Here is a 19,345-nt window from a genome sequence, read left to right on the forward strand (position 1 = left end):
GAGGCACATAGTATAAAAAATACTTAAAATTTGTAGTAAGGAAAGATATCATATGCAGAAATGGATAAGCATTTTGGGAATCATTTTTATATTGACTGGATGTAAAATGTCTGAAGCTCCAACAAGTTTAATGGGAGCTCCTGCAAATGAAAAGTGGATTAATGAATTAAAAGAGCAAATAGATAAAGATTTGCCAGTTAATTATCGGTTGCTTACTCCAATGTCTAATAAAGATAAACAGATGATTTGGTCAATGGATTTTAAACAAGATAATAAGAAAGAAGCGATCGTATTTTATAAAGTACCGAATGAAGATCGGAGTATATATTTAGCTATTTATGCGGAAAGCAGCAATGGCTGGAAATTAAAGTCCACTCATACATTTGATGGTGAGAATATAGATATCGTTAAAGTCGGTGATTTTACAGGGAACGGGAAGCGAGAGTTATTAATTGGAATCTCTGTAAGTCGTGAATCTTTAGAACATGTAATGTATGTCTTTTCGGAAGAAAATGATGATATGAAGGAGATTTATAATCGGCAATATACGAAGTTATTTATAGAGGATTTAAATAAAAATGGCCTTAATGATATAAGCCTTGTTACTTATAAAAAAGATGAGCAATTGAAAGTTGAGTTCATTGAACAGTTTAACACTATGTCTGAAGTTACATTTGATCCATATATAAATAGTATCCAACGAATACAAATGGGACGTATTTCTAACAAGTCAAAGGCAGTTGTAATTGATGCAGGAGTTGGGGCTCATTCAGGTATAACATATGTAGCAAAATTTGATCAGGATCATTATGAGGGGCTGCCTATAGACGGGAAAGAAGATTTATTCAATGATTATGTTGTGGAAAGTAAAGACGTTAATGAAGACGGCATTATTGAATTTGTTCGTACTGTGCGTCCAAAAGGTTGGGAGGAGGTATCGTACGGAGAGAGCACGATGTTTGAGCGTTATATACAGTGGAGTGAAGAGGGAATTAAACTGATAGAAGAAAGATATGTCAATATAGAGAAAGGTTATTTTGTCAAAATCCCTCAAGCGCTAATTGGAAAAATAACTGTCCCAGTTCAGCAAGAAGCACCGGATGTTCAAAAATTTATAGATGCAACTACAAATGAAACATGGCTTGAAGTCCATATTTTTAAGCGGAAAGAATGGTTCAAAATAAAAGGATACGAGGCAGCAGTTAAAACGGCTTCTCATGTATATGCAGTACCGAAGCAATCAAAATTTGAAAAGGTAAAAGCATATATAAAACCGCTAGCGGATTATCAACAAGAGTAGGGAGGTGGGAATTATGTCAACAATTTTAGTTTTAGAAGATGAAATACCAATCCGTAGCTTTATTGTCTTAAATTTGAAACATGCTGGATTTTATGTATTAGAAGCTAGTACTGGAGAAGAAGCGTTACAGATTTTAAGTGAACATATTGTTGATGTAGCGTTACTTGATGTTATGTTACCAGGGATTGATGGTTTTCAAGTTTGTAAAGCTATCCGAGAAGAAAATAAAAAAATGGGTATTATTATGTTAACCGCACGTGTACAAGATGAAGATAAAGTACAAGGGTTAGGAATTGGTGCAGATGATTATATCGCAAAGCCGTTTAGTCCAGTAGAGTTAACTGCACGTATACAATCTTTATTAAGAAGAATAGAAGTACATGAAGAAAAAACGAATACAATCACGTCTGGTCCGTTTTCGTTAAATATTATAGAAGAAAGATTATATAAAGGTGGACAATTAGTTGATTTAACCCCTACAGAGTACATGATATTACAGTATTTAATGAATCAGGCTTCAAAGCCAGTCTCGCGTGATGAAATTCTAAATATGATTTGGGGAACCAATTACGTAGGCGAGACGAAAGTAGTCGATGTAAATATGAGACGATTACGTCAAAAGATAGAATGTAATCCGTCAGAACCAGAGTTTATCCATACTGTGTGGGGAAAAGGATATGTGTGGAAGGAAACTATAAGATGAGACGGAAAGTGACTTTATATTTTATGACGGTCATTACACTAATGCTTGTATTATTTGAAGTAGCATTTTCAGTTTCTATTTATCGATATTATTATAACGGCATTGTGCAATATGTTGAATCTCATGCAAAGACCAGTACACGTTTTTTCTCGGAATACAATTCACTATATTTTATTCGTTTGCAAGAATATAGCGGAGAAATAATTGAGAGTTTCCAATTAGAAGGAACGGAATTACAATTGATTGATCGTCACGGTACAATTATACAATCGTCAAGTGGGCAAAAGGTTGAAGGTAAAGTGAGTATTCCTTATTCTTTACTAGAGGGGGAAATGTATCACCAAGTTATTACTACGAAAGATAACGTGAAACAATTAGAAGTATTTAGTCCACTTATTCATCAAGGGCAAACTATCGGTGTTTTAAAATATACGACTGTTTTAAAACATGTAAATGCAAAGATTATTGAAATTATTTTGTTTACTATTTCAGTTGGAATTGTCATTTCAGGTATCGTATTCTTAATCAGTAGACGATTGGCGAATTCGTTTGTGAAACCTATCGAATCTATTATTCATGCTTCTTCGCAAATTGCGGAAGGTACATTAAAGGAGCAAATTAAAGAGGATTATCCTGGTGAATTAGGTGAGTTAGCGCATAGTTTAAATTATATGGCCGATAAAATAGAAAAGGCTGAGCAACTGAAAAATGAATTTATTGCCTCTATTTCTCATGAAATACGAACACCTTTAACAGGAATTAAAGGGTGGAGTGAGACGTTAAAAACAGTAGATCATTTAACAGATGAAGAAGTAAAGGTAGGTATGGGAATTATTTCAGGTGAAACAGACCGATTGATTCATTTAGTAGAAGAGTTACTAGATTTTTCAAGATTGCAGTCAAATCATTTTAATTTATATAAACAAAAGGTGCAATTATACGATATACTAGAAGAGACGATTTGGCAATTAACTCCTAAATCAGAAGAGAAACAGATTCATCTAGTTGCTAATTTAGAACGAGTAGAACTAGTAGGAGATCGAAATAGACTAAAACAAGTTTTCCTAAATATTATTCATAATGCTATTAAATATTCAAATGAAAAAAGTACAGTTTACATTGAAGCGACCAAAAGTGAGGGACAAGCCGTGATTAAGGTGACAGATCAAGGTATTGGAATTGCTAAAGAGCATCTACCATTTATAGAGCAGTCATTTTATCAGATTAATAACCATATTGAAGGCGCAGGTATTGGATTAGCTATCGTAAAGAAAATGGTGGAGCTTCATGGTGGTACGCTTAGTATTACAAGTAGAGAAAGAGTAGGAACAACAATTTTGATAAAACTCCCACTATAATTTATATAAAATATGTTTATATAGTGTAATGAAAATAAATAGATGTATAATTATATTGGGTGATTTACATATAAGATTAATAGGGAGAGGAATTCGATAGAATGGAAAAGGCTTTTAAAATTAAACGAGTTGTAGTTGTTTTAATAGCGATTGCAATAGTAGCTATTGGGTATTTCATGTTTCAATCTATTACTTCACCAGCAAAAGCTGTAGCGAAACAAGAAAATGTAGTGCAGCTTGCAAGTGAACAATCGAAAGTTGAAATGAATAAAACGGCACCAAGTCGTTTTAACGGAGTGGAAAGAAAAGTTGCGTATCTTACATTTGATGATGGGCCAGGAAAATATACGGCTGAATTATTAAATATGTTAAAACAGCATGATGCGAAGGCGACATTCTTTTTAATAGGAGCGAATGTAAAAGCGTTTCCTGATTTAGTAAAACGTCAAAATGCAGAGGGTCATTATGTTGGAATGCATAGCATGACACACAATTTTGCGAAGTTATATAAAAATGGCGAATATGTTAATGAAATGAAAGAAGATCAAAGCTTGATCGCAAATATTATTGGAAAATCACCTCAATTAACACGTCCACCATACGGGTCGAAGCCTGGTTTAAATGAAGACCTTCGAAACAAAGTAGTAGAGGGTGGTCTTAAAGTATGGGACTGGACAATTGATTCTTTAGACTGGAAATACAACAAAGTACCAGTCGATGCAGCGGCAGCACAAATCGCTCAAAATGTATTAGCTGGTGCAACAAATCCTCAAGAAGTCATTTTAATGCATGATATTCATCCGCAATCAGTCGCAGCTGTGCCAGCAATATTAAAGGGTCTAAAAGAAAAGGGTTATGAGTTTGAAGCATATCATGAAGAGAATCACTTCCCCGTGAACCTCTGGCATGATAACCGTATGTAATGGAGGAATTGAAGTTGAAATATGGAAAAGTAGCAGTAGTTGGAGCATTATCAGTAGGATTATTATCAGGTTGTTTCGGTGAAAAGCCAGAAGAAAATTTATTTACGGCTTTTGAAGCAGCATCTACACAAGAAAAATCTTTAGCAGATGACACAAAAAAATTAGAGAAGTTAGAAAAGCAAGGACAAGAACTTTATTCTCAAATTTTACAAGAAGGTAAAGAGCATAATGAAGCAGTTTCAAAGAAAATAGAGCAAGCTACTGCAAATGTAGACGAGCGTGAAAAAGTATTGAAAAACGAGAAGGAACAGTTAGAAAAAGCGCAGAAAGAAACGACATCCGTTCAAAATAATATTGAAAAACTCGAAGATAAGAAATTACAAAAACAAGCAAAAACAGTAGAAGAATCGTATAAAAATCGTTATGATGCCTTCCAAAAGATGAATGAGAATTACACGAAGGCGTTAGCGACTGAAAAAGAACTGTATGAAAAGTTAAAAGTAAAAGAAACGAAGTTAAAAGAAATTGGTGAAAAAGTTAAAACTGTTAATGAGTTAAATGTGGAAGCGCAAAAGGCGAAAGAACAATTTAATAAACATACAAAAGAGTATAATGATAATAAATTAGCATTTTATAAAGAGGCACAAATTAAAATTAAAGAACAAAAATAAAGAAAGATCTTAATTATAATAAAAAGCCGGGGAAACATTGTCAAAAATGTTTTTTCGGTTTTTTACTTTAAATGAATAGAAAAGACTGGAATTGATATCATAAAAGAGTTATAGTGAAATATTCGAAGGGAAACATTAGGAAGTAAGGAGATCAATACAGTTGTATAAAACATACGCAAATGCAGATGAATATGTTACATTCTACCTATGAAACAATATAAATCAAAAGAATTCGCTGAAATAATCAATGTGTCTGTAAGAACTTTACAGAGAAGGATAACGAGGGTGTATTGACTGCTTACCGAAACCCTAAAGGAAGAAGATTTTATACAGATAAACAGTATAAAGACTATATGGGGATTCAAGAAGAAAATACCGGAGGATAAAGATTTATGAAAAGAGCATATCTAATAGAAATCCATCCGACAAAAGAACAAATACCTCGAATAAATCAGACTATTGGTGTGTGCAGATATGTTTACAACCTGTATATCTCTAAAAACAAAGAGTTGTATGAAGCCGAAGGAAAGTTTTTAAGTGGGTATGACTTTTCAAAATGGTTGAACAATGTCTATACAAAAGAATGTGACCAGTGGATAAAAGAAGTATCAAGTAAAGCTGTAAAACAAGCGATTATGAACGGGGATAAAGCTTTTAAGCGATTTTTTAAGGGTTTATCTAAATTTCCACGATATAAGAAAAAGAAGAAGCAAGATGTGAAGTGCTATTTTCCTAAAAACAACAAAACAGATTGGACAGTAGAAAGGCATAGAGTAAAAATCCCCACAATTGGTTGGGTAAGGTTAAAAGAATATGGGTATATTCCCAAAAATGCGATTGTAAAAAGTGGAACGATAGGTAAAAGAGCAGGAAGATATTTTGTATCCGTGCTTTGCGAATTGGAAGAAACAGAAACGAAGCCAACTTTCAAGCAAACAGGTTTAGGTATTGATTTAGGGGTGAAGGATTTCGCTATACGTAGCGACGGTATCGTTCATGAAAACATCAACAAAACAATAAGAGTAAAAAAGATAGAAAAACGGTTAAGACGTGAGCAACGTTCTTTATCGCGTAAATTTGAAAATATAAAAAAGAGAGGTGAAAAATCTGTTACTAACAAAAGAGCGAATATAGATAAAAATATTCTTAGAGTGCAAAAACTACATGCCAGATTAACAAATATTCGATTAGCGTATGTAAAGTCTATTGTAAATGATGTGGTGAAAACCAAGCCAACATTTATTACAGTAGAAGATTTGAATGTGAAAGGTATGATGAAGAACAAACATCTATCTAAAGCAGTTGCGAAGCAATGCTTTTATACATTTCAAACATGGTTATTGGCGAAATGTGAGGAATATGGAATTGAACTACGTCAAGTAGACAGGTTCTATCCCTCGTCGAAGTTATGCTCATGTTGTGGTCAAAAGAAAGTAGACTTAAAACTATCCGAACGAGTATATGAATGTGACTGTGGAAATGTAATAGGTAGAGATTTGAACGCGTCAATCAACCTTTTACAAGCAAAAAAATATACAATACTAACGTAAATAGATTGTATATATGTACGGTGGGCTACATCGGAATTTATGCCTGTGGAGTGTTACAGCAAACTGTAGTAGCGAGTTAGTGGCGAGACAGGACACGCAGAAGCAGGAATACTCTAAGAATGTACATTTGTCTATATTCTTAGTAGCAGAAGGAATTATGTCATATGAATTTTTATTCAAATTAGGTTTAGCACTCTTTTTAGGATTATTCATCGGAATAGATAGGCAGCTAAAGAATAAACCGCTTGGTGTGAAAACAAGTATGGTTATTTCCGTAGCGAGTTGTTTAATTACAATGGTTTCAATTGAATCAGTGAATGTTTATTCTGTACCGGGTCATACAAACATGGATCCAATGCGTCTCGCCGCTCAAATTGTTAGTGGGATTGGTTTTCTTGGAGCAGGGGTAATTTTACGAAGAAATAATGACGTTATTTCAGGATTAACGACAGCCTCTATGGTATGGGCCGCTTCAGCACTAGGTATTGCGATTGGTGCAGGTTTTTATATACAAGCGACGGTTGCTATGATTTTAATTATATTAGCGATTAACGTACTTCCGCAAATTGTGAAAATTGCAGGCCCTTATTCATTAAGACAAAAGGACTTATCTATAAAAATTACCGTAAACAAACATCGAGAGTTAGACGGGATTTTTAAGCAAATTAAAAATTTAAATATGCAAGTGAAACGAGTGAAAATTAAAGATATTGATAATGGGGCATCTCAGCAATTGGAAATGGTCATTTTAGCTCCAGAAGATTTATATACAACTGAATTATATAGTTCTTTAAAAGAAATCGATCATGTTGTTTCAGTAGAAGTTGAAAGTAGATAAAAAGAGTGATGAAAATTCACTCTTTTTTTAATGCATACAAAACATTTTGCTATAATTATTTTCTAAGGGGGATGAGTATGGTGGAGATACATATTAGAAGGGCAATAAAAGATGATATTTCGGCAATTGCAAAAGTGCATGTGGATAGTTGGAAAACAACGTATAAGGGGATATTCTCTAATGAAATTTTAGACAATATAACGTATGACCAACGAGAAAAGCTATGGGAAAGTATATTTCAAAAAGAAGACGGGCATCAATTTAGGTTTGTAGCAGAAACGTTAAATGGTAAAATAATTGGATTTATCGATGGGGGAGTTGAAAGAACAGGTGCATATAATTGTGATGGAGAATTATATGCAATATACATTTTACAAAAATATCAAGGAATGAAGATAGGACAAAGATTATTTCAAGCATTGCTATCGGAATGTAAAAAAGATAATATGCAATCTCTGTTAGTTTGGGTTGTTGCTAATAACCCTTCTAAAAAGTTTCATGAAAAATATAATCCGGAAAAAATTGACACGAAACTTTTAGAAAGACTAAATGTAGAAGAAATAGCATATGCTTGGCGAGATATGGATTGTTTATACAAATCACTATCAATCTAGAAAACGATAATGTTATTATGTAAACTTAATTTACGAGAATGAAAAAATACATCAATTATTATATTGGTGTATTTTTTTGTTGACGGATTAAATGTTTTGAAAAGGGGAAAAGTTTAGCTAGATAAAAAAATTCTGAAATATATCTTGAAATGATTATCATTATCAATTAAAATCATAGTTGATAATAAAATTCAACTGTCAGAAGTTTCACAAAAAATGATAGTGTTCGTCTAAAAGAGGAGGAGCAGTATGCAGCATGCGAAACAAATCGCGGAACATGCAACAATACAAAGCTTTTTAAATTGTTATTTAAGAGAAACAGGAAGTGGAGAATGGATTACGGAGGATAAAAGGATAGAAAATATTTTCTGCCATTCATTTCAAAGAGACGCTATCCCCACTTATTTATGCTGCCCTTTATCGGCACAAAACGTTACTTTGTATGGGGAAGTTATATATAGATCGTCAACGGACCGTCATCTATTTGGAGAACAATTTTATTACCAAATTGGCGAAAATAAAAATGTTATTAAAGCAGATTATATTACGGTTATTATGTTTTTAATAAAGGAAATGTCTATTAACTATGGAGAAGGTACGAATCCTGATGAACTTATGCTTCGAGTTATCTGTAGTTGTCAAAATATTGAGAAGTTTATACAAGGAAGGGAGCAGGATACAGCTGAATTATATGGTTTCCATATGACTTTTATAGAGGCGGAGCAATCTTTATTATTTGGACATTTAACTCATCCTACACCAAAGAGTAGACAAGGTATATTGGATTGGAAAAGTTCAATGTATTCTCCTGAATTAAAAGGGGAGTGCCAACTTCACTATTTTCGGGCACATAAAAGTATAGTAAGTGAAAAGTCATTGTTACAAGATTCTACAACGGCGATGATAAAAAAGGAATTAAAGAACGATGAAAAGGTAGGTCAAGAATTTATTGAAGAGTACTGTCAAGAAGATGAATATTCATTAATTCCAATCCATCCGCTACAAGCAGAATGGCTATTACATCAATCTTATGTGCAAAATTGGATGAATCAAGGTGTACTTGAATATATCGGTCCAGTAGGTAAGTGTTATATGGCGACATCATCACTTAGAACGCTATATCATCCTCATTCGAAGTATATGTTCAAGTTTTCATTCCCTGTAAAGGTCACGAATTCAATGCGTATTAATAAATTGAAGGAACTTGAGAGTGGACTTGAAGGTAAGGAAATATTGAATACTAAAATTGGAGAGGTGCTAGAAAAGTTTCCGGGATTTGATTTTATATGTGATCCGGCATTTATTACTTTAAAATACGGGGCACAAGAGTCTGGATTTGAAGTGATTATTCGAGAAAACACATTTTATAGTGAAAATGAAAATGATGCAACGCTTATCGCTGGATTAGTACAAGATGCAATTCCGGGTGAAAGAACTCGTTTAGCAAATATTATCCACCGCTTAGCGGATTTAGAAGGTAGAAGCTGTGAAGAAGTAAGTTTAGAGTGGTTTAGACGATATATGAATATCTCTTTAAAGCCGATGGTATGGATGTATTTACGTTATGGCGTTGCATTAGAAGCGCATCAACAAAATAGTGTTGTTCAATTGAAAGATGGTTATCCAGTTAAGTTTTACTTCCGTGATAATCAAGGTTTTTATTTCTGCAATTCAATGAAGTCAGTGCTAGATAATGAACTAGCGGGTATTGGCGAACGTACTGGGAATTTATATGACGATTACATTGTAGATGAAAGATTTCGTTACTATTTAATTTTTAATCATATGTTTGGACTAATTAACGGTTTTGGTACAGCAGGATTAATAAAGGAGGAAATTCTTCTTTCAGAATTAAGGTCTGTACTTGAAGCGTTCCTTCCATATAACCGCGAACCTTCTACATTTTTAAGTGAATTGTTGGAAGAAAATAAATTGGCATGTAAAGCAAATTTGCTAACGAGATTTTTCGATGTTGATGAACTGACAAATCCTTTAGAGCAAGCAATTTATGTACAAGTAGATAATCCACTCGTTAGAGAAGTGGCTGTTCGTTCATAAGTAGTGCTAAAATTTCACGTAATACAAATAATGGAATTTGATATTCCGTATTATAGCGGAGGGATTTATGAAAGAAGAAGTTTATCACATAAAAATATTGAAGGCACTCCAATCAAAAGAGTACATTTCAGTAAGAAGAAGAGTATTCCGGCAATTAGTAGAATCGTTAATTTATGAAGAAATCATTACGCCGATTCGTATACAAAAGGGAGAGCAAATACTTTTTATTATACAAGGTCTTGATGAAAAGGATCAAAATGTAATGTACCAATGCTATGGGCAAGAACGTATGACATTTGGGCGTATTTGTTTACATGACTCATTAATAATGAGAGTTCAAGATGAGGAAGAAGAAATACAATCAGTTTCACAATTTTTACAGGAGATTTTTCGGATTGTTCAAGTGGATCGAACGAAATTGGATTCTTTTATTCAAGAATTAGAACAAACAATCTTTAAAGATACGATTGCACAATATGAGAGAAGTTGTGAAGAAGACTATCTTGCGAAATCTTATGATGAGCTTGAAAGTCATTTAATAGATGGACACCCGTATCATCCTAGTTATAAAGCACGCATTGGGTTTCAATATCGTGATAATTTTCAATATGGATTTGAATTTATGCAACCAATGAAAATTATATGGATTGCAGTTCATGAGAAATATACGACTGTAGGATATGAAAGTGAAGAGAGTTATAACTGTACCTTTAAAGAAGAAATTGGTGAAAAGAAAATCGAAGAGTATATGGATCGTATTCGAACAATGGACTGTGATTCGAAGAAGTACATGTTTATACCTGTTCATCCTTGGCAGTGGGAGAATTTTATTATTCCGAATTATACTGACCATATACAGGGTAAATATATTATTTATTTAGGGAAATCAGAAGATGATTATTGCGCGCAGCAGTCGATGCGGACATTAAGAAATGTTACGAATCGAGAGAAACCATATGTAAAGTTATCAATGAATTTACTCAATACTTCAACTATCCGTACATTAAAACCACATTCGGTTGTGAGTGCACCTGCTATATCGAATTGGTTAAAAGATATAGTAAATCATGACCCTTATTTAAGGGATGAATCGCGTTTAATTTTGTTAAATGAATTTTCGAGTGTTACGTACGATGCGAATAAAAAAGCTACGTATGGCTCATTAGGATGTATTTGGCGCGAAAGCGTTCACAAATATTTAGATAAGAAAGAAGAGGCAATCCCATTTAACGGTTTATATGCCAAGGGAAAAGATGGGACACCAACTATTGATTTGTGGTTAAAGAGATATGGAGTAGAAAGCTGGTTACAATTGCTTATTCAAAAAGCAATTATCCCAGTTGTACACCTCGTTGTAGAGCATGGAGTCGCATTAGAATCACATGGACAAAACATGATTTTAGTTCATGAAGAGGGAATACCAGTCCGTATTGCACTAAAAGATTTTCATGAAGGACTGGAGTTTTATCGTCCATTTTTGAAAGAACTCGAAAAATGTCCAGACTTTACTAAAATGCATAAAACATATGCGAATGGTCAAATGAATGATTTCTTTGAAATGGACCGTATTGAATGTTTGCAAGAAATGGTTTTAGATGCGCTTTTCCTATTCAATCTAGGTGAACTGGCTTTCGTGCTGGCAGATGAGTATCAGTTGAAAGAGGAACAATTTTGGATCATTCTTGTTGAAGAAATAGAAGATCATTTTGAAAGATTTTCGCATTTGAAAGAACGTTTTGAAGCATTACAATTATATGCACCTACATTTCATGCAGAGCAATTAACGAAGCGTCGTTTATATATGGATGTGGAATCGCTTGTTCATGAAGTTCCAAATCCATTGTATAGGGCAAAGCAACTTAAAATACAAAAATCAGTTGTTACAGGGGGAAATCATGCTAATCGTTAATAAACAAGAATTTAGCAAATATGATTTTGAATTGAGATTACAAGGTTACGAGGGAGTGGAACAATTTCAAGAAGCAGAAGGAAATAGATTTGCACTTTGTCTGAAAAATCCATTCGATATTATTACGCTTGTGTTTTTCCTAAAAGAAAAAAGAGCATCTGTACTACTTATTCATGAAGATACGCCAAAGGATACAGCTATTGAAATGGCAAAGCGCGCAAAGTGTACTGCACTTTTATACGGAGAAAGTAACGACTTTACAAAATTAGAAGTTCCAAATCTATTACAAGAAGAACCGTCTTTATTGCAGTATAGTTCAGGTACAACAGGAGAGCCAAAACTGATTCGTAGAGCATGGACGGAAATTGAAACAGAAATTGCTGCTTACAATGAAGCTTTAAAATGTGAAGAAGACGAAGTGCCAATTGTAATGGCTCCAGTTTCACATTCATACGGATTAATTTGTGGCACGTTATCAGCAATTACGAGAGGTAGTAAGCCTATAATCATTACAAATAAAAACCCTAAATTCGCATTAAATATAGTTCGTAATACCGAAAAACATATCATATACGCAGTACCACTTATGTTACATATTATGGGGAGTTTTCCACAAGGGACTTTTCAGTTTCATAAAATTATGACATCAGGATCACCTTTGCCAGAAACGCTATTTTATAAGTTAAAGGGCATGACGAAATACATGATGCAGCAGTACGGCTGTTCTGAAGCTGGTTGCATTAGTATATGTCATACTATGGAAACACATTTGGATTTAGGAAAACCACTTCCTCATGTAAGTATTAACATAGGTTCAAATGAAGATGAACCTGAAGAAATCGTAGTGAAAATTGCTGAAAAGGAGATTTATACAAAAGATTTAGGTTATAGATCTGAGCAAGGCCTTCATTTCATGGGGCGAATAGATGATGTTATTAATGTGTCCGGTCTAAAGGTATTTCCTATAGAAGTGGAAGAAACGATACTTCGATTAGAAGGTATTCAGGAGGCGATTGTATACCGGGGCAAGCATCCTGTGATGGGAGAAATAGTAAAAGCGAAAGTAGTCTCTCGTATTGAACCAGTACAAATACGAGAATGGTGCATACAGCATTTACCGTCTTATAAAGTGCCACATGAAATTGAAAATGTAGCAGAGATTCCGAAAAATAAAACAGGGAAAGTAAGTCGGAAGTTATTAGAGATGGGAGAGATAACAACATGAGTCGTGAAATGTTAAAAGAAGCAGTTTTAAGTATTATGAGAGAAAAAATGGAACTGAAAAATGTAACGCATTTAGAAGAAACGATGCGTTTAAATCAAGATTTATATATAGATTCGGTAATGATGTTACAGCTTATAGTATACATAGAAATGGATTTAAAGCTATGCGTTCCAGAGGATGAGATAGACCCAAAGGCGTTTCTTACTGTAGGATCTTTGCTTGACTTTATGGAAGAGTTACAGCCGTTACACGAAATAAATGTGAATAACTAACCTTTTAGGAAAGTGGATGAGAGTATGACTTCAATTAAAGTTCACTGTTTAGTGAGTTGTTTTTGTGAAATTATAAAAAGGCGTAGCGATATAGATTTCCGTCCATTTTATTTCGGATTATGGGATGGAGATTTTGATATAACAGAAGGCGGGATTATTTCTTATCATTCCGAAAACATTAATCATGATAACTACTTACTTTGGTATGAAAAATTGTATGGCATTAAAGTGAACGAATGGTACGATCATTCAAAAGATAAAAGTAGCAATGTAGAAACATTTTTAGAATTAGTAGAAAATAAGCCGGAAAATCGTTACGTAATTGTAATGGTTGATATGTCTTTATTGCCTGAGAGAGAAAATAAGTTTCATCAAAAACCGTTTCCGCATTACTTAATGATATCGAAGACAGAGAAAGAAGAGGAATGGTTCATGCTTGATCCTGATTTTCGCTGGGAAGGGAATATGGAAAGAGAAAAAGTGCTCCATTCTGTTAAAGACAACCCATTTGGTGGAGGCTATTTCATTGATATAGAAGGAATTCAGGAGCCAACACAAGAGATGGTAGAAAGTTATTTCATGGAAACATTCAAAAAAGATGATAATGAACTAACAATGGAATTAAAAAAATTAATAATAAAAATGGTAAATGAAGAGGGTGGGTATTCACTTTCCGGGCTCGTAACGGCAGTAAAGCAAATACCCGTATTGGCAATACGTAAATATAGCTATGAACATGCCTTTGCATACTTCCGTGAAACTTTACAATATTCGGAGCAAGAATTTGATTATTGGTGTGATCGAGTGGAAGACATTGTACAAGGATTTACAAATGTGCAGTACCGTGCTATTAAAATGGCAATGACAAATAATAAAGATATGTTATTACCAATTGTTGAGAAACTTGATGAAATGAATACAATTGAACTGCAGATTAAGGATGAACTAGAGAAACAGTTTCTGTTATGGAAAGAAATGATAACAAATCAGTCTTTCTTAACTAATACAAGTTCATTGAATTTAAGATAAGGGAGTTCAAACCAATGAAATATTCGCTATGTACAATTTCATTTCGCCATCAACTAATTTCATTTACTGATATTGTTCAATTTGCATACGAAAACGGTTTTGAAGGAATTGAGTTGTGGGGGACCCATGCACAAAATTTATATATGCAAGAGCGTGAAACGACAGAACGAGAAATAGATTATTTAAAGGATAAAAATTTAGAAGTTACGATGATAAGTGATTACTTGGACATATCATTATTAGCGGATTTTCAAAAAACGATGGAAAAATGTGAACAGCTGGTAACACTAGCTAATTGGTTTAATACAAATAAAATTCGTACGTTTGCCGGGCAAAAAGGTAGTGAGGATTTCTCGGAACAAGAGAGAAAAGAGTATGTGGAACGAATTCGCATGATTTGTGATCTATTTGCTCCGCATAATATGTATATACTATTAGAAACACATCCAAATACGTTAACGGATACTTTGCCGTCTACTTTGAAATTGTTAGAAGAAGTAAATCATCCATATTTAAAAATAAACCTTGATTTTCTTCATATATGGGAGTCTGGTGCAGACCCTGTAGATAGTTTTCATCGATTAAAGCCGTGGATACAACATTACCATTTTAAGAATATATCATCAGCGGAGTATTTACACGTGTTTGAACCAAATAATGTATATGCCGCTGCTGGAAGTCGTGTAGGAATGGTTCCATTATTTGAAGGTATTGTAAACTATGATGAAATCATCCGGGAAGTGAGAGATACTGATCATTTTGCTTCGCTTGAATGGTTTGGGCATAATGCGAAAGATATATTGAAAGAAGAAATGAAAGTATTAACGAATAGAAAATTAGAAGTAGTAAGTTCATAAGGTGAAATGATGAAAGAGTCTCGTTTAGGAGACTCTTTTTTTATTTTATCAATAACCAAAAATTACCATGTATTTAATTTCGGATTTGATACAGTTTAATATATATAAGGAGGTGATCGGTAATGGCTAGAAATCGTAACGCTAATCAATTAGCATCACATGGAGCACAAGCAGCTCTAGATCAAATGAAATATGAAATTGCACAAGAGTTTGGTGTACAGCTTGGAGCTGATACTTCTTCACGTGCAAACGGTTCTGTAGGCGGTGAAATTACAAAACGCCTTGTAGCGATGGCAGAACAACAGCTTGGTGGCGGATATACTCGCTAAATGTAGAAGGTTATAGGAGAAAGGAAGGATTCTTCCTTTCTTTTTTATTTTCAATTAATTGGTATGGATATATTGTGAACAGGATTCAAAGAATAGGAGTAATGCTATATTTTACCCAATTTCTTTTGTTGTAAATGGAAAGTAGTAAAGATGAAATAGCCCTGGTGGAATGTAAACATAATTTCCAGCAGGGCTATTATATGGTAAGAAATATATGATGAAAGGTTCCGAAATCAACATGTTAAAAAAAGAAAACTGTTGTTTAATTGCACTTGCATCAGTTCCACTTGTTATGACGCTAGGTAATTCAATGCTTATTCCAATCCTGCCAACCATTGAAAAGAAATTACATATTTCATCTTTCCAAGTATCCATGATAATTACAATTTATTCTATCATTGCAATTATACTTATACCGATTGCTGGTTATTTATCAGATAGATGGGGACGAAAGATGGTAATGGTTCCAAGTTTATTAATTGCAGCTATTGGAGGAGCGATAACGGGATGGGTATCATGGAAAGTTGATAACCCTTATGTTTGGATTCTTATCGGAAGAGCAATTCAAGGGATAGGTGCTGCTGGTGCTATGCCAGTTGTCATACCATGTGTCGGTGATTTATACAAAGATGAAAAACAGGTTAGTGCAGGTTTAGGAATCATTGAGACGTCAAATACATTTGGAAAAGTATTGAGTCCCATATTAGGATCAGCTCTTGCAGCAATTGTATGGTTCTTACCATTTTGGGCGATTCCAGTTTTATGTGTAATATCGATTGTTTTACTACTGGTACTAGTAAAGGCGAAGAAACAAGAAGAAGAAGCCCCACCACTTAAGGAATTTATTCAATCTATTATCTCTACGTTTCGAGAAAAGGGAAGATGGTTAATTGCCATTTTTATACTAGGTGCAATTATTATGCTTATTTTATTCGGAATACTTTTTTATCTGTCAACTATACTGGAGTCGAAGTACGATATTCATGGTATATGGAAAGGGTGTGTACTCGCTATTCCTTTACTTGTACTATCACTTAGCTCATATATGGCTGGTAAAAAAATTGGAGATAAACAAGATATTATGAAAAAGTGTATCTATATTGGATTTTTACTGGCTGCTGCATCTGTCTTCTTACCTTTATTTCTAAAAGGAATCTATTTGCTACTTCTTTGTCTCGTTATTATGGGGGGAGGAATTGGTATGGCGTTACCATGTCTAGATGCTCTTATTACACAAGGGATTGAAAAAGAGCAGAGGGGGACAGTTACGTCATTTTATAGTTCAATGCGATTTATCGGTGTAGCAGCTGGACCACCCCTGTATTCTTTTTTTATGAAAGGGGCAGACCATGAAGTGTTTTATTTAACAAGCATCTTCGCTGCTATTGGTGCTGTCATAGCAATTATTTGGATTAAACCAGCAAAAGATAAAATGATGTTAAAACAGAAACCGGAACCAACTTCATAATGCGAAAGAGAATTGCATGCCAATTACATAACATGCAATTCTCTTTAATTAGTTAGGAAAAACAACTTGTTTTAACATATAAAGTGCGACTCCCCATATGAGTAGCCCTGAAATTTTATTTAATACTATAATCGTTTTTCCTGTCGAGTCAAATCCTTTAAGAAATTTTCCAGCAAAAGCTAAACTAATAAACCAGATCCAAGAAACTATAATTGTTGCAAAAGTGAAAGCCCATTTCTCACTTCCTATGTACTGTATAGAGTTTGTTCCGATTACACCAATTGTGTCTAAAATTGCGTGTGGATTTAGTAATGAAACTGATGCGGCGAAAATAATTTGATTTTTTAAAGGCATGCTTTTTTCTTGTTTTACATCATTTGAAGGATCGCTTCTCCAAATAACCCAGCCCATATACATAAGAAAGAAAAATCCAATCATATACAAGGTGGTTGTTAACCAAGAGAAAGTTAAGAGGACAAGGGAGACACCTTGTACAGCAATTAATATTAATAATGTATCACATATAGATGCAGTCAAGACTACAGGAGCAGCTCGCCAAATATTTGGTTGACTAGCGCCTTGGTTAAAGACGAAAACATTTTGGACACCTAATGGAATGATAAGACCAAATGCAAGGATGATACCGTGAATAATTGCTTCACTCATCAGATTACCTCCTACTTAATTTGATTAATTATGATAGTCTATATTGTATAGAAGAAATGAAAATTTGTATCCATCCATATGGTTGGATAGGTTACCAACCATAAAGTATGTGAGGTGAGATAATGGAAAGGCTCGTTTGGAAACCTAATATGTCTTCATCTGTTCCTTTGTATAAACAAATAGAATCTTATATAAAAGAGAGAATTGTTAATGGGGAATGGACAATTGGAACTAAATTACCTTCACAAAGAGATTTGGCGCATACGTTTGAAGTGAATCGAAGTACAATTGTAATGGCTTTCGATGAATTAGTAGCAAAAGGGTATGTTGAGGGGAATGGCCGGAAGGGAACAATTGTTATAAATAATAGTGAGAGTACTTCTACATATGCCCCGCCTCCAAACTGGCAGTCTTATGTAGAAACAGGACTTCATTATCCGAATCTTCCTGCTGTACAAGAGATTAATCAAGCTGAATTTACTCCCAATGTAATTCGATTAGGAACAGGTGAACTTTCACCGAGTCTCTTGCCTGAGAAAAAGATGAAGGGTATTATTAATAAAATTCTACAATCAAATGTTACACTTGGGTATGAGGAACCGAAAGGAAATCTCCATTTAAGAGAAAAAATTGCGGAATATTTAAAAGGGCATGGGGTATATGTATCTCCTGACTCTATTTTAATTGTTTCGGGAGCAATCCAAGCACTGCAACTTATTTCTATGGGGCTTCTTCCGAAAGGAGCGTCAATTTTATTAGAAAAACCATCATATTTATATTCGCTTAATGTATTTCAATCAGCAGGAATGCGCTTGATTGGAATACCAATAAATGAGAATGGTATAAATACTTCCTATATCACAAAATATAAGAAACAATTTAACGCATCTATTTTATATACAATCCCATCTTTTCATAATCCGACCAATTTTAGTATGAACGCTAAGAAGAGGGAAGAAGTGATGGAGATATGTAATGAAATTGGATTACCTATTATTGAGGACGCGGTATATCAAGATTTATGGTTCGATGCACCAGTTTCAAAGCCTTTAAAGGCATATGATAAAAATGGTATCGTGCTACATATTGGAAGTATGTCCAAAGTCATTAGTCCTGGTTTAAGAATTGGGTGGGTTGTTGGATCAGAATCAGTTATTCAAAGATTAGCAGATATAAAAATGCAAACTGATTATGGTTCAAGTTCTATATCCCAGCAGATTGCAGCGGAGTGGTTTGAAAATGGATTGTATGATGAACATTTACAGTTTGTAAGAAGTGAATTGAAAAAACGTAGAGATTTTATGATAAGTATGTTAGAAAAGTATTGTAGTGGCATTGCAACTTGGCATGAGCCAGTAGGAAGCTTTTACATTTGGCTACATATAAACCTACCAATTTCGAATCGTAGTTTATTTGAAAAAGCTTTACAAGAAAAGGTGTTGTTAAACCCAGGCACTTTGTATGATAGAAGTGCTAACCAATTTTTACGTCTTTCTTATTCCTATGCAACTGTAGAAGAAATTGAAGTTGGAATAAAAAAGATTGCGCAATTAATTAAAATGTAAAAGGAGAAAA

Annotated in this window: 18 protein-coding genes and 1 pseudogene; 18 read left to right on the plus strand and 1 reads right to left on the minus strand. The window is 34.0% G+C overall.

Annotated elements, in window-relative coordinates; genetic code table 11:
* Positions 1-52 precede the first annotated feature (52 nt).
* The 17 genes and pseudogenes from CQ058_RS12190 (at position 53) to bcbE (ending at position 17,104) form a co-directional block, all read left to right on the plus strand.
* Positions 53-1,300, plus strand: coding sequence for a hypothetical protein (locus CQ058_RS12190; RefSeq protein WP_002189310.1), 1,248 nt, complete (start codon positions 53-55; stop codon positions 1,298-1,300).
* Between the two features lie 13 nt (positions 1,301-1,313).
* Positions 1,314-2,003, plus strand: coding sequence for a response regulator transcription factor (locus CQ058_RS12195; RefSeq protein ID WP_002189311.1), 690 nt, complete (start codon positions 1,314-1,316; stop codon positions 2,001-2,003).
* Positions 2,000-3,361, plus strand: coding sequence for a sensor histidine kinase (locus tag CQ058_RS12200; RefSeq protein ID WP_002189312.1), 1,362 nt, complete (start codon positions 2,000-2,002; stop codon positions 3,359-3,361). The genes CQ058_RS12195 and CQ058_RS12200 overlap by 4 nt, the downstream gene beginning before the upstream one ends.
* 101 nt (positions 3,362-3,462) lie before the next feature.
* The gene (locus tag CQ058_RS12205; RefSeq protein ID WP_002189313.1) at positions 3,463-4,284 is read left to right on the plus strand and encodes a peptidoglycan-N-acetylglucosamine deacetylase; all 822 of its coding nucleotides are present in this window, start codon (positions 3,463-3,465) and stop codon (positions 4,282-4,284) included.
* 14 nt (positions 4,285-4,298) lie between these two features.
* Entirely contained in the window at positions 4,299-4,955 is a 657-nt protein-coding gene (locus CQ058_RS12210; protein WP_002189314.1) for a YkyA family protein, read from the plus strand.
* A gap of 207 nt (positions 4,956-5,162) precedes the next feature.
* Positions 5,163-5,315 (plus strand): annotated as a pseudogene (locus tag CQ058_RS32290) (MerR family transcriptional regulator); the annotation flags it as partial.
* Between the two features lie 32 nt (positions 5,316-5,347).
* Positions 5,348-6,505: an RNA-guided endonuclease InsQ/TnpB family protein gene (locus CQ058_RS12220; RefSeq protein WP_002189317.1), complete on the plus strand. Its 1,158-nt coding sequence runs from the start codon at positions 5,348-5,350 to the stop codon at positions 6,503-6,505.
* Between the two features lie 157 nt (positions 6,506-6,662).
* Positions 6,663-7,343 carry an MgtC/SapB family protein gene (locus CQ058_RS12225; protein WP_002012374.1) on the plus strand — a complete coding sequence of 227 codons (681 nt, stop codon included), beginning with the start codon at positions 6,663-6,665 and terminating at the stop codon, positions 7,341-7,343.
* 77 nt (positions 7,344-7,420) lie between these two features.
* A complete protein-coding gene (locus CQ058_RS12230; protein WP_002189319.1) occupies positions 7,421-7,957 on the plus strand; it encodes a GNAT family N-acetyltransferase in 537 nt (178 codons plus the stop codon).
* 249 nt (positions 7,958-8,206) lie between these two features.
* Positions 8,207-10,015: an IucA/IucC family protein gene (locus tag CQ058_RS12235; RefSeq protein ID WP_002031405.1), complete on the plus strand. Its 1,809-nt coding sequence runs from the start codon at positions 8,207-8,209 to the stop codon at positions 10,013-10,015.
* A gap of 67 nt (positions 10,016-10,082) precedes the next feature.
* Complete coding sequence (locus CQ058_RS12240; RefSeq protein ID WP_002031406.1) at positions 10,083-11,924, plus strand: IucA/IucC family protein; 1,842 nt, start codon at positions 10,083-10,085, stop codon at positions 11,922-11,924.
* On the plus strand, positions 11,911-13,149 hold the full coding sequence (locus tag CQ058_RS12245) for an AMP-binding protein (protein ID WP_002189322.1): 1,239 nt from the start codon (positions 11,911-11,913) through the stop codon (positions 13,147-13,149). The genes CQ058_RS12240 and CQ058_RS12245 overlap by 14 nt, the downstream gene beginning before the upstream one ends.
* Positions 13,146-13,421, plus strand: a complete 276-nt coding sequence (gene asbD, locus CQ058_RS12250) for a petrobactin biosynthesis protein AsbD (protein WP_002064932.1) — start codon at positions 13,146-13,148, stop codon at positions 13,419-13,421. The genes CQ058_RS12245 and asbD overlap by 4 nt, the downstream gene beginning before the upstream one ends.
* Positions 13,422-13,445: 24 nt before the next feature.
* Positions 13,446-14,450, plus strand: coding sequence for a DUF6005 family protein (locus tag CQ058_RS12255; protein ID WP_002141368.1), 1,005 nt, complete (start codon positions 13,446-13,448; stop codon positions 14,448-14,450).
* Positions 14,451-14,464: 14 nt separating this feature from the next.
* Positions 14,465-15,307, plus strand: a complete 843-nt coding sequence (locus CQ058_RS12260; protein ID WP_002031414.1) for a sugar phosphate isomerase/epimerase family protein — start codon at positions 14,465-14,467, stop codon at positions 15,305-15,307.
* 122 nt (positions 15,308-15,429) lie between these two features.
* Complete coding sequence (locus tag CQ058_RS12265) at positions 15,430-15,636, plus strand: alpha/beta-type small acid-soluble spore protein (protein WP_000113539.1); 207 nt, start codon at positions 15,430-15,432, stop codon at positions 15,634-15,636.
* Between the two features lie 217 nt (positions 15,637-15,853).
* Positions 15,854-17,104: a bacillibactin exporter BcbE gene (gene bcbE, locus CQ058_RS12270; RefSeq protein ID WP_078176796.1), complete on the plus strand. Its 1,251-nt coding sequence runs from the start codon at positions 15,854-15,856 to the stop codon at positions 17,102-17,104.
* Between the two features lie 48 nt (positions 17,105-17,152).
* On the opposite strand, the gene CQ058_RS12275 is transcribed toward bcbE, so the two are convergent.
* Complete coding sequence (locus CQ058_RS12275; protein WP_002189328.1) at positions 17,153-17,770, minus strand: LysE/ArgO family amino acid transporter; 618 nt, start codon at positions 17,768-17,770, stop codon at positions 17,153-17,155.
* Positions 17,771-17,892: 122 nt separating this feature from the next.
* On the opposite strand from CQ058_RS12275, the gene CQ058_RS12280 reads away from it, so the two are divergent.
* A complete protein-coding gene (locus CQ058_RS12280) occupies positions 17,893-19,335 on the plus strand; it encodes an aminotransferase-like domain-containing protein (protein ID WP_002189329.1) in 1,443 nt (480 codons plus the stop codon).
* The last annotated feature ends 10 nt before the right edge of the window (positions 19,336-19,345 follow it).

This window comes from Bacillus sp. MYb56, from assembly GCF_002976445.1.
Taxonomy (GTDB): domain Bacteria; phylum Bacillota; class Bacilli; order Bacillales; family Bacillaceae_G; genus Bacillus_A; species Bacillus_A mycoides.

Bases quoted from the DNA above. Each gene is read 5' to 3' on its own strand.
- CQ058_RS12230 (WP_002189319.1), top strand. From the start codon at position 7,421: ATGGTGGAGATACATATTAGAAGGGCAATAAAAGATGATATTTCGGCA.
- CQ058_RS12275 (WP_002189328.1), bottom strand. From the start codon at position 17,770: ATGAGTGAAGCAATTATTCACGGTATCATCCTTGCATTTGGTCTTATC.
- CQ058_RS12235 (WP_002031405.1), top strand. From the start codon at position 8,207: ATGCAGCATGCGAAACAAATCGCGGAACATGCAACAATACAAAGCTTT.
- CQ058_RS12265 (WP_000113539.1), top strand. From the start codon at position 15,430: ATGGCTAGAAATCGTAACGCTAATCAATTAGCATCACATGGAGCACAA.
- CQ058_RS12220 (WP_002189317.1), top strand. From the start codon at position 5,348: ATGAAAAGAGCATATCTAATAGAAATCCATCCGACAAAAGAACAAATA.
- CQ058_RS12260 (WP_002031414.1), top strand. From the start codon at position 14,465: ATGAAATATTCGCTATGTACAATTTCATTTCGCCATCAACTAATTTCA.
- CQ058_RS12255 (WP_002141368.1), top strand. From the start codon at position 13,446: ATGACTTCAATTAAAGTTCACTGTTTAGTGAGTTGTTTTTGTGAAATT.
- CQ058_RS12280 (WP_002189329.1), top strand. From the start codon at position 17,893: ATGGAAAGGCTCGTTTGGAAACCTAATATGTCTTCATCTGTTCCTTTG.
- bcbE (WP_078176796.1), top strand. From the start codon at position 15,854: ATGAAAGGTTCCGAAATCAACATGTTAAAAAAAGAAAACTGTTGTTTA.
- CQ058_RS12190 (WP_002189310.1), top strand. From the start codon at position 53: ATGCAGAAATGGATAAGCATTTTGGGAATCATTTTTATATTGACTGGA.
- CQ058_RS12245 (WP_002189322.1), top strand. From the start codon at position 11,911: ATGCTAATCGTTAATAAACAAGAATTTAGCAAATATGATTTTGAATTG.
- CQ058_RS12205 (WP_002189313.1), top strand. From the start codon at position 3,463: ATGGAAAAGGCTTTTAAAATTAAACGAGTTGTAGTTGTTTTAATAGCG.
- CQ058_RS12240 (WP_002031406.1), top strand. From the start codon at position 10,083: ATGAAAGAAGAAGTTTATCACATAAAAATATTGAAGGCACTCCAATCA.
- CQ058_RS12200 (WP_002189312.1), top strand. From the start codon at position 2,000: ATGAGACGGAAAGTGACTTTATATTTTATGACGGTCATTACACTAATG.
- CQ058_RS12225 (WP_002012374.1), top strand. From the start codon at position 6,663: ATGTCATATGAATTTTTATTCAAATTAGGTTTAGCACTCTTTTTAGGA.
- CQ058_RS12195 (WP_002189311.1), top strand. From the start codon at position 1,314: ATGTCAACAATTTTAGTTTTAGAAGATGAAATACCAATCCGTAGCTTT.
- asbD (WP_002064932.1), top strand. From the start codon at position 13,146: ATGAGTCGTGAAATGTTAAAAGAAGCAGTTTTAAGTATTATGAGAGAA.